Source organism: Actinoplanes sp. NBRC 103695 (genome assembly GCF_030269485.1).
GTDB lineage: Bacteria > Actinomycetota > Actinomycetes > Mycobacteriales > Micromonosporaceae > Actinoplanes.
Genome location: NZ_BSTL01000025.1, coordinates 97,543 through 110,027, shown reverse-complemented (window position 1 = coordinate 110,027; position 12,485 = coordinate 97,543). Strand labels below are relative to the sequence as shown.

At 70.4% G+C, this 12,485-nt stretch carries 8 protein-coding genes; 2 read left to right on the top strand and 6 right to left on the bottom strand.

The window, feature by feature from the left end; genetic code table 11:
* Window positions 1–41 precede the first annotated feature (41 nt).
* The gene (locus tag QSK31_RS36120) at window positions 42–392 is read left to right on the top strand and encodes a hypothetical protein (RefSeq protein WP_285689181.1); all 351 of its coding nucleotides are present in this window, start codon (window positions 42–44) and stop codon (window positions 390–392) included.
* A 114-nt stretch (window positions 393–506) separates the two neighbouring features.
* On the opposite strand, the gene QSK31_RS36115 is transcribed toward QSK31_RS36120, so the two are convergent.
* The 5 genes from QSK31_RS36115 to QSK31_RS36095 all read right to left on the bottom strand — a co-directional run bounded on the left by QSK31_RS36115 (window position 507) and on the right by QSK31_RS36095 (window position 8,028).
* Window positions 507–848, bottom strand: coding sequence for a DUF6461 domain-containing protein (locus QSK31_RS36115; protein ID WP_285689180.1), 342 nt, complete (start codon window positions 846–848; stop codon window positions 507–509).
* Complete coding sequence (locus tag QSK31_RS36110) at window positions 817–1,047, bottom strand: DUF6461 domain-containing protein (RefSeq protein ID WP_285689179.1); 231 nt, start codon at window positions 1,045–1,047, stop codon at window positions 817–819. The genes QSK31_RS36115 and QSK31_RS36110 overlap by 32 nt, the downstream gene beginning before the upstream one ends.
* A 225-nt stretch (window positions 1,048–1,272) precedes the next feature.
* Window positions 1,273–6,675 (bottom strand): diguanylate cyclase, encoded by a 5,403-nt coding sequence (locus tag QSK31_RS36105; RefSeq protein WP_285689178.1) that lies wholly within the window; start codon window positions 6,673–6,675, stop codon window positions 1,273–1,275.
* Window positions 6,676–7,273: 598 nt separating this feature from the next.
* Complete coding sequence (locus QSK31_RS36100; protein ID WP_285689177.1) at window positions 7,274–7,543, bottom strand: hypothetical protein; 270 nt, start codon at window positions 7,541–7,543, stop codon at window positions 7,274–7,276.
* Window positions 7,543–8,028 carry a hypothetical protein gene (locus QSK31_RS36095; RefSeq protein ID WP_285689176.1) on the bottom strand — a complete coding sequence of 162 codons (486 nt, stop codon included), beginning with the start codon at window positions 8,026–8,028 and terminating at the stop codon, window positions 7,543–7,545. The genes QSK31_RS36100 and QSK31_RS36095 overlap by 1 nt, the downstream gene beginning before the upstream one ends.
* A 42-nt stretch (window positions 8,029–8,070) precedes the next feature.
* Here QSK31_RS36095 and QSK31_RS36090 point away from each other — a divergent pair, with 42 nt between their 5' ends.
* Window positions 8,071–9,129, top strand: coding sequence for a hypothetical protein (locus QSK31_RS36090; RefSeq protein ID WP_285689175.1), 1,059 nt, complete (start codon window positions 8,071–8,073; stop codon window positions 9,127–9,129).
* 44 nt (window positions 9,130–9,173) lie between these two features.
* Here the strand turns inward: QSK31_RS36090 and QSK31_RS36085 are convergent, their stop codons facing one another.
* Window positions 9,174–12,317 (bottom strand): tetratricopeptide repeat protein, encoded by a 3,144-nt coding sequence (locus tag QSK31_RS36085; protein WP_285689174.1) that lies wholly within the window; start codon window positions 12,315–12,317, stop codon window positions 9,174–9,176.
* Between the last annotated feature and the right edge of the window lie 168 nt (window positions 12,318–12,485).

The following is a 12,485-nucleotide window of genomic DNA, read 5'->3' as shown; positions in this document are numbered from 1 at the left end:
TCCAGATGCGCCCGGCGCCGCCCGTCAGAATAATCGCCGCCGTGACCTTTCCTCTCGAGGAGCTGCCGTCGGCGCTCGAGGACCGGGTGTCGGTGTGGGCGGCGCTCGGATTGCGTCAGCGTGTGCGTCCGGTGCACCCGAATCACGGAAAGGCGGTGACGGGTGTTGAGTTGGAGTCCGCTGAGTGGCTGGTGGAGGTCACGATATGGAACACCGGCGAGGCTGATCTCTCCACCGTGCGCCTGACCGACGACCGAGTCGTCAACAAGACTTATGGATTGGCCGGTCTGGAGGACCTGAACGGACTGCTCGACGAACTAGTCCGATTACTCACCGATGACGAGCTCCCACCGGCGGCCTTGGTCTACCAGTGGCCTGGGACGGCACCCTAGTAGGCCATCGCGGCGATGCCGACGAGCACACGCCGCGGCCGAATGCCAGACCGAGCACGGCCGCCACCAACGTGACCACGCTCATGACCGGGCAGTCTACGGCCAGACGGAAGGTCACGGTGTGACCCGGACACCGGTCAGCCGTTCCATGAGGGCGAGCGTGCGCTCATGGCCGAGATCGTCGCCGAAGCCCAGCTCGCCGACTATCTCGTCGAGGGCGTCCGGCGTGCTGCCGGTCCGCGACGCCGCATAGTCGGGGCAGAACTCCACCAGCACCTCACCCTCACGGGCCCACGTGAAGGCCGGCGACGTGTTCTCGTTGAGGTAGAACGTCACCTGCTCACCGCCACGAGACAGCGCGACGACGGACGGTTCCGTACAGAAGAATCCGTTGGGCTCCACGATCATCGACCAGGCACCGGCGTCAGCGACCCCCACCAGCACCAAGCCGGTCACCCGGGTCGGCGTAGAAGGCGCCGTTCTCGGAGACATCCGGACGCCACCTCACCAGATCTGCCGCCTCGTGCAGCCGACTCGCGCCGACGATGTCCACCCGCTCCGTGCCGCCCAGCCGCTCGATGACCTCATCGCGGCCCGGCCCGCGTACCAAGGTCAGACAGAAGTCGCGACCCAACGGGCTGTCGGCCTCGCCCACGGGCGCTACGGGTCGGCGGGTTCGTCTACACCTACTTGTCGCAGCCCAGGCCGCCATATGGCCGAACGACATGATTTCTGAGACCGGACAGTCGCCACCGCGCGTCGAGGGAGTACGGGTCAAGTCGCGCGGAGGTCGGCCGGTGGCAAGCGTTGGGCCGAGTCGGTGGATGACGCTGGAGGTGACGGGGGTTCGACGGCTGTCGAGCCGACCGCGGATCGAGGCTTAGCCGTGAGACGACGCGGTCGCGGCGTCGCCGGCGGTCGCCACGCGGTTTCGGCCACCGCGTTTGGCTTCGTAGAGGGCGCCGTCGGCGATGTCGAGCATGGTGGTCAGGTCGGTGACGTGGCGGGAGGAGATGGCCAGCCCGACGCTGACGGTCACCGGCAGTGGCCCGGCCGCGGTGGTCACCGGCTCGGCCGCGACCGTACGGCGGAGCCGCTCGGCGATGGCGCGGGCTTGCTCGTCCGGGGTGTCCGGTAGCAGGACCGCGAACTCCTCGCCGCCGTAGCGGCAGATCAGGTCCCCGTCGCGCAGGCTTTCGGCGAGCCGGTCGGCGACGGCCCGGATGACCTCGTCGCCGACGCTGTGGCCGTGGGTGTCGTTTACCGTTTTGAAGTGATCAATGTCGATCATGATGGCGGCGACCGGGCTCGGCTCGCCGATTCCGCGGGTCGCGTGTTCGGTGATGATGTCGGTGAAATGGCGCCGGTTGTGCAGGCCGGTCAGTCCGTCGCGGCTAGCCAGGCCCTCGATGCGCTGGAACAGGGTGGCGTTGTCCAGCGCGGCGATGCCCTGGCTGGCCAAGGTGGCAGCGATCTCCTGCTCGGTGTCGGTGAAGGCTGCGCCGGTGGTCGCGGCCACCAGCAACCCGCGGTGTTCGCCGTGCAGGAACAGTGGCAGGGCGAGCCACGCCCGGGTCTCCCGGCCGAGCAGGCTCGGCAGTGGTGGAGCCTGCTCGGTCACCGTATGGTGCACCGGCGTGGTCTCCGACAGTAGTGCGAGGAGTGTCATGTCTGTGGTCAACAGCCCCGGGTCCACTTGATCGGTCAGCCCGCCCGGCTCGGGGTCGCGGTCGTCGCGGGCGGGGCGGACGGTGATCGTCAAGGGCGCGTCGGTGTGTTCGCGGTACAGCAGGACGGCGGCGTGCGCCGGCAGGTTGGCCGACAAGGTGACCAGGAGTTGCCGGGCGACCAGCCGCGGATCGCGGATGGCGACCAGGTCGGTCATCGCCCGGCGCAGGGTCTCCGCCAGGTCGCGCTGGCGCTGTGCGGCGTGGACGTCCACCTCGAGTTGTGCCGTGCGGGCCGTCTCCAGCGAGAGCGCCACGTGGTTGGTGATCGCGACCAGGGTGTCCACGTCGTCGGTCGTGAAGACGCCACGGGCGACGCGGCTGTCGAGGTAGACGACGCCGAGCAGCCGGCCGCGGACAGCGAGCGGGGCAACCATGATACTGCGTAGCCCGTGCACGACCGCGCTTCGCGAGCCGAGGGCGGCGCCCTGTTCGCTGCCGGTGACCACGAGGGCTTCGCCGCTGTCGTAGACCCGCTGCACGAGCGTCGACCCATAGCCGGTCAGCTGCTGGAGGTCCTGGTCGGTGTCGTCGCGGCCGAGGTATGGCACGAGCCGGTCGGCGCCGGCGTCGTACAGGAAGAGGAACGCGCGTTCGGCGGAGAAGGTCCGGACGATCTCGTCGAGCGCGACCCGGGTGACCTGATCGGGATCCAGCATGCTCGCCGCGGCGAGGCTCACCTGGTGGACCGCGTTCGCTCGGTGCCTGCGTAGGTCGATGGTTCTGGACTGGGCGCCCGCGCGAAGCCCTGCCGGCCCGCGACTGTGCGTGTGTTCGGACGGATTGCGGTCCAGGTGGAACTCGTCGCCGATCCAGCGGGCCCGCCCGATCCAGCCGTACGCCTCGGCCAGGGCCAGAGCTACCTGCGCCTGGCGGCGGGCATCCTCCGGCCGGCCGAGTCCCGCGTATGCCCGGGCCCGTACACGGGCCACCTCGTAGCCCAGCCGCGGGACGTCCACGCCGGCGTCAGCTTCCACCGCGGCCAGGTGCCGCAAGGCGCCGGCGGGATCGCCGCCGAGCTGGCGCAGGCCGGCCTCCGCGGTCAGGTGGAAGGCGCGCAGCACCGGTCCGTCGGCGGCCTTGCGCAAATCGACCACGGCCCGCCGGGCGGCGGTGTACCGCTGCGCATGCTGCTCCGGCGTCGCTGCGGCAGCCTGGGCGAGCCGGCCGAAAGCCTGGTACACCCAGAACGGCCGGTAAATGGCGAACGTCGTGGCTGGCTTGAGGCGGAGTGCGGTGAACTCGGCGACGGCATCGTCGAAGGCCGCGCCGGTCTCGCCCTGCTCCAACGCGTTCTGAACCGCGGTCAACGCCACGTTGACGCTCTGGGCCCGGTTCTCCGGCGCCGTCGCCAGATATCGGCGAATCTCGTGCAGTTGGCCGGCCGCCTCGGCCGGCCGGCCGGTCAGCGCCGCGAGCTGCGGGGCGACAACGGCGATGGTGCTGCCGAGGAATTCGTTCGAGCCGGCCGTTGCCCTGACCACGCTCCGGGCGTGCCAGCGCTCCGCCTCATCGGCGTACCCACGAAAGATCTGGATGGCGCCGACAACGCCGGCGCTATAGAGGTATTCGCCGAGATCGAGGAAACGCTCATGCCGCTCCAGTACCCTGCGAGAGTACGCGCCGCTGTGGTAGTCGAGGGCGGGGACGGTGTCGTGCACGAGGCCATTTATCCACAGCACTTGCGCCAGGCGTCGAGGGTCGCCGATGTCCTCTGCCGCGGCTGCCGCCTGGGCCAGCAGCCTCCTGGCCGATTTGCGCCCGCCGACGATGCTGGCCAGCGCGGCGAATTCGGCAAGGGCCTGAGCGTATTCGGACCCGTGGCCAAGCCGGTGCCGAAGATGCAACATGCGAAGACTGATCAGTGCCAATAGGGGCATCTGGACGGTTATGCCCGCGTTGCCTGCCGCGCCTAGATAGAGTTCCGTGCGCAGCCGGTACAACTCCCATCGTGCACCTGTGGCCCGGACCAGCGACGCTGGGAGGCGGCCGAGGACAAGCCCCCACCCGAACAGCGCGATCGTGGTGATCGCCAGGACCGCAGGGTTGCGCGGTAGCGGGTGGCCGAGCTCGGCCAGCCCTCGACGGCACATCTCCATGCCGTGGACGCCTCTTGCTCGCAGGTAGTCGTTCCTGGCCATGGTCGAGTACAGGCCGGCGCGACCCACTGGGTCGGGCTCGTCGGCGAGTGCGATGGTCAGCTGCCGTTCGGCCAGGTCGTAGTTGCCGGCTTGGCTCGCGGCCCCGGCGATGCTCATCCGGAACGCCGGCTTGACCGGCAGGCCCGAGGACTGGGCGGCCGCCTCGGCGGAGACCAGGAACTGGACCGCGTCGGACGGCTGATAGCGCCGCAAGGCCAATGTTCCGGCGGCGAGTGCCGCACGGTAGAGCCGTTCGGGGGACCGCTCGGTCTCGCCCCGCAGATAGTGCCGGGCGATCGCGTAGACCTCCTCGTCGGAGGCGATCCGGCCGGCGACGTCGCGGTCCAGTTCCTCGGCGATCCGCTGGTGCAACCGGCACGCGTCGTCGTCGTCCAGTTCGCCGAGCAGTGCCTCGCGGATGCGGTCGTGCAGGAAGACCAGCGCACCGCCTTTGGCGCTCTCGATCAGGCGGTGCTCGGCCGCCCGGGCGAACGTGGGCGCGGCGACCGCGCCGTCGATGCCGCAGACCTGAGCGACCAGCTCGGGCGGGAACCGGTTGCCGACGGCGGCGGCAGCGGTGAGTAGCCGGCGAGCCAGGTCGCCGAGTCCTTCGACCCGGCGTAGCACCAGGTCCATCACTTGCGTGGGCAGCGCCAGCGCCTCCAGCCCGGCCTCGTCCAGGCGCCAGGCGCCCCAGTCGGGGGTCAGCAGGCCGACGTCGATGATGGCCCGCACATATTCCAGTACGGCGAGCGGGTTGCCGCCGCTGCGGGTGGTCAGCCTCTCGGCGAGCCGGGGCGGTGGCCGGAGCAGTCCCAGCTGTTCCGCGACCAGTCCGGCGACCGCCGGTTCGTCGAGTGGTCCCAGCGTGATCTCGGTGTCGCAGGCCTCGCCGAGGTCGGTCCGCAGGTCGGTGATCGTCGCACGGCCCGCGTCGTCGTCGCGGGCCGTGGCGACCACCAGCAGCCGGGAGTCGCCGATCCGCCCGGCGAGCTGCCGGAGCACCCGGTGAGTGGGCTCGTCGGCCCATTGCACGTCGTCTAGGTGGAGAACGGCGCCGCCGAAGGCGTCGGCGATTCCGGTCAGCAGCGCGGCCACCGCGTCCACGTACCGCCGCTGGCTGTCCGGCTCGTCCAGGTCCGGCAGCGCCGGTTCCGGAACCGCGAGCAGCTGCGCCAACGCCGGGGACAGCACCGCGAGCAGCCCGGCGTCCGTCGTGGCGACGGCGCGCAACCGTTCCTCGGCCATCTGCCGGTCGGGCTCGCCGAGCTGGCGTACGCCGGCGAGGAGGCCCCTGACGGCCTCCAGTATCGGCGCCATCGGCGCCGCCGCGTCCGGCACGCACTTGCCGTACAACGCCGGCTGATCCGCCGGCACCATCCCTGTCAGCTCCCGCACGAGCCGGCTCTTGCCACTGCCCGGCGGGCCGTGCACGACAGCGATCCCGCCGCGCCCCGCTACCGCGAGCCGCCAACGCGCCGCGAGCCGGCTACTCGGTTCGGTCCGGCCCACGAGTGGGCTGTCCCGGCCGATCCGCGTCCCGGCGACCGCCGGCGAGACCTCGGTCTCGCCGGCCGCGATGCGGTCCAGGCAGGCACGCAGGTCCTCGGCGCCGGCGAACCGGTCGTCCGGGTCCTTGGCCAGCAGGCGTTCGACAACGGCGGCAACGGCGATGGAGAGCTCCGGCCGCTGTGCCCGCACGGACGGCGGCCTCGCTGCCATGTGCAGCCTGATCAGGTCGCCGGCATCGTCCGCCTGGAACGGCGGACTGCCGACCAGGCATTCATAGAGCACGATGCCCAGGGCATACAGGTCGGCCCGGCCGTCGACAGGACGGTTCAGCGCCCCGGTCTGCTCCGGCGCGCTGTAGATCAGAGTACCGACGGTGGCGTCGGCCACCGCTGCCGCGGCCCGCCCGGCCAACCCGAAATCGATCAGGCAGGCGGTGGAATCAGACCGGATCATGATGTTGTCCGGCTTGATGTCGCGGTGGACCATGCCTGCGCGATGCGCCACCACTAGCACGTCAGCGACCTGACGGATCAGGTCGACCGCCACCGACTCCGGCAGCGGACCCGCAACGAGCGCCTGGCTCAAAGACTCGCCTGACACCAGCTCCATGATCAGGTAAGGGCGTCCGACGGCCTCGCCCACCTCATGGATGCGGGTCACCCCCGGATGGTCGAGGCACGCCAACAGCGCGGCCTCCCGGCGGAAGGCCACCACCTCCGCCCTGTCGGCGTCACTATCACGGAGCAGCTTGACCGCATACTCCCCGTCATGCCCTCCACCGCGGTGACGCACGCGATAGACCATCGACCGCGACCCCCGCCCGAGTTCGACGATGAACTCGATTTCAGGTCCGAGATCGACCGGGCCTTCGGCGCCGACGGGGCCCGCGAGCAGGTAAGTCACTCTCCGCACCCATTCGCTGACGCTCCGAACATATTGGGAACCCTACGCCAACACCAGCGCGTACCAGCCTCGTATGCGCGGAGGGCGGACCCGATCAGCGCGTACCGCGTCGGGTAGCCGCCGGCCGACGGTGCCGTGACCGGTTGACGCTGCAGCTACCGGCGTCTGCCACTCGCGGTCCCGGCAACACCTGTGATCAACGTCGAGCACCAGAAGGAGGCGAACCGCGTATGCACGCGACTTCCACACCACCGGCAAACATTCGCAGAGGAGGAACATGGCCACAAGCCAGACCCCGAACCCGCCGCAACGTCGCCCGCCCGTAGGCGACCGGTCGGCCACCGAAGCGGCTACCCCGCCCCCCCGGCAGCATCGAGCACGACACCGGCCATCAGGACGCACGGGGGACGCTACCGATGGCCCACCCACCCACTGCGCCCCAGCCGCCTCGGCGACGCCGGAGCACCGGGAACCGGCGCACCACGATCGACACCGCAACCCAAGCAGCGATCGAGGCAGCGATCGGACTCGTTGCCGACGCACCACCGTTGTCCGAGGAAACCCGGGAACGACTCGCCTCGCTGTTGTCCACCACCACCTACCGGCCGAACACCAACACCCGGCGGCGTGACGGACCCGCATAGGGCACCTGGTTTCGGTTGGTTTGCTGTGGCCCGAATACGGCGAAGAGCCGCCCGCTGACCCCGACGCGGAGATCGCCGCGATCGACAACGACCGCGACACCCTCCTCGAGGACTGCCGGGACATAGCCGGCGAAATCAACGAAGGTGACCGCCCAGGAGGCGGCCGGTGATGTCTTCTTCCGCTGGCCGCACAACCCGCCCGTCACAGTGGACAGCAGAGGCATCACTGCTCGCTCATTTCATTCAGGCTGAGCGGCACTGGCAACCCTTGCTGTATCTCCAGTACGGCACGTTCGCCCAACGGTTCGGCCAGCTCGGCGGAAGCGTTCCGCAATGCGCCGATTGCCGGGCAGGTTTCATCGCCCGGATGCCGGTGCTCGTGGACGATGACCACGATCGCGGCGGCCGACTCGACCGCCTCGGCGGTGTAGTCCGCGCCGCACGATTCGTTCCGAGTCCCCGGCGAGCCCGTGAAGGAGACCGACAGCTGACGTCCGGTCACTGTTCCGGAAGCCGAGTCGATGGCCAGTCCGCCCGGGGCGCTGTCGGGGTCCCAGGAGGGTGGTGCGACTGAGACGATCGCCGAGGGCGCCACCGCGATCCGGGTCAGCCGCACCGCACTTCCCGCCAGCGTGAATTCCCAGGCCGGCGCGGTCGCGGCCCCGCGGGTGGTCGCGAGTTGGACGCTGGTGAGCCGCGCCCCGGTCATCCGCTGCCACGTATCGGTTACCTCACCGGCACCAGCCCGATCATGTTCGTGCGGCAGGGCCGGGCGGTGCCGTCACATCCTTCCACGGTCGGCACACCCTCGGCGATGGTGGAGTACGACGGCGGCATCGTCCTGGTCGGCACCGGCACCGCCGTGACGCTGCGCTGGGATGGGCGCCAGCGGCTTCTCGGCAACACGGTGCCCCTCGATTTCAAGATCAGCCGGGACGGGCGGACGATGGCCGCCCAGGAATGGTGGGACGGCAAGAACCCGTACCGCAAACTGCACGTATTCGACCTCACCGGCGAACGGACCTACGCCCTGCCATGGCCGCCGAACCTCGAGTTCGACGTGCAGATCCTCGGCGCCGACAGACACACTGTCTGGTTCCGCTGCAACGGTGCGGATCTGACCTGGACCGTCGGTGACCCAGCGCCCAAACCTGCGCAAGAGCCGCCGCCGGTCGCCGGTTGGGAGGGACCAGCCGCACCACGGCACCCGCACTACTTCTCCGCTGAGCACGGCCGCACCGCGGCCGTCGGGGCCGACGGCGTTCTCACCGTCACCGACGGCGGCCGGTCACGGACCTACCCGCTGCCCCCGGGCGCGCGTAGATTCGGGTCGGCCACACCAGTCTGGGAGAGCCCGGACCACCTCCTGCTACCCGTGCGGCAGGACCCGGACCTGGGCGACCACCTGCTACGGATCGACGTGACCAACGGAACGTGGGAGATTGCCGCCAACGAGCAGATCTACGCGCTCACTTGGCCCTGGCCACACCACCGGCCAGATGCCGGCCCGCCACGACTGCCCACCACCGAACACCGATCAACCCTCACGGCTTTCGCTGATCTTCAGCCCACGGACGCCGCCGCCCTCGTACGGCGGGCGCAGCCGCCCGGCGAAAGGGACTGGCAGCGGGGCGAGTCCTTCGACGACTACGTAGCACGGCTCTCCCGGCCGATGAGCCCAGTTGAACGAGACGCCGCGTGGGAGGCAACCAGACGCCTCGCGGACCCGCCGACCTACTACCTCGACGCGGCCGAAGATCCGAGGCATCATCCGCCAGAGCTGAACGAGAACGGCGACGAGATCAATTAGCTAGCGGAGCCCCTGTTCAGCAGCGGACCTTCGGCGATCGCCGGTCAGATCAGGGCGAGACCGGTGAGTACGGCGGCGCCGAGCAGTCCGGTGCCGGCGAGCAGCCCGGCGCGGTTAAGGTGGGCACCGTCGAGAGGGCCGACCGGTACCAGGGCGGACGCGACCATCACCAGGGCGGCGTTCGCGAGAGCCTGAACGACAGGTGCGCCGAATGCCGCCGACTCGACGAACAGGACGATGGCCACAAGGCCGAGGAGGACGGGTAAGGCGGCATGGGCCCGGGGTGGCGATGCTGCTGGGGTCCCGTCCTCGACCGGGCTGACGGGTCCGGTGGTGATCACCGGCAACGGGGCCCACGGGGCCACCCAGCACGTGGCCAGTCCGAACGCGAGCCCTGGCCCCCACGTCCGCTGGTTGACCGCCACACCCTCCCGCAGGCCGGCGATCTGCCGGGCCCGCACCCCCGCCACGCTGAGGACCAGCACCCCGAGCGCCAGCGCCACCGTCTCCGAAGCCCGGACCCGGGTATGTACCAGCGACGAGACCACGAAGACCACGACCGTGGCTCCCAAGGCCCAGCCGGGGCTGTGTAGCCGCCCCAGCAGTGGCAGCCGGTCGAGCCGGTCGGCGAGCGTCTCCAGCCATTGCTGCAGCGTCGACGCCGCTCCCGCCCCGGCCGCGCGGGCCAGGCCCAACCCCACTACCAGGATCGTGAGCAGCCCGGCGGCGGGCGCGGGCGAAACGGTCTGCACCGCGGCCAGGCTCCAGCCCGCAGGAAGGGGCTTGGACAGGTCCAGGCCGGTGGCGTAGATCCCGGGGTCGATCAGCGGCGTATGTGGACGGTCCCGCAAGGACGGGTCCAGCGCGAAGGCCCTGGCGTAGGCGCCCTGGGAGGCGAGGATACCGGGCAGTGCGTTCGCGAGGTTGAACCAGCCGAGGGCGTACGAGGGCCGTGCACCCACCGCGCGACGCAGTGCATCGACTGCCTCGTCGTGCCGGCCGAGCCGCAACAGGGCCACCCCGAGATCGTTGGCGGCGGGGTACGCGCCGGGGTCGCTTGCCACCGCCGAGGCGTTGTAACGGGCAGCCGCCTCGTTGTCGCCGGTGCGTTCGGCCACGAAACCGGCAGTCATGAGGAACGCGGGGTTCCAAGGGTCGGCGGCCAGTGCCCGGTCGATCGTCACGCGGGCCGGCGCGAGCTCGCCGAGGGCCAGGTGGGCGAGAGCCGCGTTGCCGTCGAGACGTTCCGGATGGAAGCCGACGGTGTTGCCGTAGTCGACGTCGGGCGCGAGAAACCGGGCGGCGGCGTAATCGTCGAGGGCGGCACGGGCGGCACCGGCACCGCGCTCGGCGTCCGCCAGCTGGGCACGGGCGTGATAGGCGGCGACCGCGAATTTCGGATCCGCGAAGTTCGGTCCTTGCCGGAAGAAGGCCCAGTCCGCTTCGGCGTCCTCGGCCACGATGCGCAGGAGCGTTGTCCCTTCCTCGTACCGTCCCGCCCGCAGTAGAGCGGCTCCCCGGCCGAGCAGCGACTCTGCCACGGTGGGGTCGTCCCACTTGGCTGCGCGGGCTATGCGAGCCGCTGTGCCGAAGGCGTCGGCGGCCACGTCGTACCGGCCGCTGAGGAAGTGCACCTCGGCGAGTCTCCGTATCGGTCGTGGTTCTGTCGGGGCGGCGGTAGCCATCCAGGAACGGATCGCAGCCTCGGCGTGCGGCAGGTCTCCCGCCCAGCGCCAGAGGTTCTGCCGCATGTCCTGCACCTCGTCCGAGCCTCTGCCCTGACGACCGCTCTCCAGCCGGGCGACGTCAGCGATGAAACCGGGGACCAGTCCGCACGACCCGTCGTCCTCCGGTCCGGGTGTGAGCGCCGCCGCGGGATGCCCGGCGAGTATGGCGGCGCGGCGGCGGCGTGTGTCCAGGCAGCCGGTGTACGAGCCGATGGTGAATTCCTCGGGGCGGAAGTCGGGGATGAAGGACACGTCGTCCACCGAAGCGCCGCCGCCCTTGTTCTCAATGCGCAGGATGACGGAAAACGGAACGGCGGTCCCGGTTCCCCAGGACTGGGGTCCGTCTTCCTGGAGGTCACCTTCGCCGGGGCGGCCGGTGGCGGCATCCTGGTCCAGCGTCGGCGCCGGGAAGAGCACCAGACCGGAGGGCTGCGCGGGCGTGCCGGCCGCTGCGGACTCGGCGCGGCCGAAGTCATCGGCCGCCTCCCACGCGGTGACGAGCAGCTCCTGGTGAGAGGTGCCGTCGAGCAGTTCGGCGGCCGCACGCCCGTCGTTCAGGGCGATGAGGGTCCGGGCCAGCCCGGGAACCGCCGAGCCAGGGTCGGCCGCCATCACCTGCCGGTATCCGGCCTCAGCGATGCGCAGCTCGTGCCGAGCGGTGAACGGCTGGCGGGAAAGCTCGGCGAGCCCCGCCCGCAGATGAACGTCAGCGCGGCCGGTGCGGACGCCGACCGTGCCGGGAAAGCGTCGTTCCAGGTCGGCGAAGAGCGCCTCCGCGTCGGCATGGAAATCCGTCTGTGACAACTGCTGCCCGTGCACCCAGCCCGGGGTCGGATCGCCGGGGCAGGCTCGCTCGGTTCGTGCGTACTCGGCCCGGGCGGGATCGTCCTTCGGTGCCGCCTGATCGGAATCGAGTAGTAGCAGCAGGTTGAGCTGGGCATCGCAGCCGCCGGTCGCGCGGGCCCGGTCCAGGACGGCGAACGCGGCGGCGGCTGCGTTCACCGCCACGGGATCGTCATCGCGGGCCGCAAGCAGCATCAGGACGGCACCGAGCTCGCCGGCCGCGGCGGAGCGACCCCGCGCGGGTGCCCGGTCGAGCAGGGCGACCATGGGAGAGAAACGGTAGGGATACGTGGTCCCATCGTTCTCGTTCTGCAGTTCGGTGGTGCGGCCGAGCAGCGCAACGAGCGCCGGGCCACCTTCCGGGCCCAGCGCTCGGATGGCGAGCGATTCCAGGTCGGTGGCCGTGCGGGGGACAGTGGTCCCGGCGGGTAGCCCGGCCGGGAGTTGCCGGACGACGGGCCCTGACGCCGTGACCTGCTGCTGTTCCGGCGTTCGGGGCGGGATCGGTGCGTCTGCGACGGCCAGGGCCGCAGCAGGGGCGAAGAGCAGCAGGGCGGCCACGGCGGCCAGCAGCGCGGCGTCGGCCGCCATGTGCCGGAGTCGCCGCTGTCCGACCATCAGCTCATAGTCCCGCTTCGACCGTGATCGATGCACTCCCTCGATCCGGCAAAGTTTCCGTTGCGCAGAACCCAGCCGGCTTGGTGATCGTGACGGGTTGGTCTAAAGAGGATGTTCGACGGAACGACGGCAAGTTGCGCCGAGGTCAAGATGGGAACCATGACCGCG

What these genes read in the sequence shown, in the direction of transcription:
- QSK31_RS36085 (WP_285689174.1), bottom strand. Translation starts at nt 12,317, where the DNA reads ATGGTCGGACAGCGGCGACTCCGGCACATGGCGGCCGACGCCGCGCTG.
- QSK31_RS36090 (WP_285689175.1), top strand. Translation starts at nt 8,071, where the DNA reads ATGTTCGTGCGGCAGGGCCGGGCGGTGCCGTCACATCCTTCCACGGTC.
- QSK31_RS36095 (WP_285689176.1), bottom strand. Translation starts at nt 8,028, where the DNA reads ATGACCGGGGCGCGGCTCACCAGCGTCCAACTCGCGACCACCCGCGGG.
- QSK31_RS36100 (WP_285689177.1), bottom strand. Translation starts at nt 7,543, where the DNA reads ATGCCTCTGCTGTCCACTGTGACGGGCGGGTTGTGCGGCCAGCGGAAG.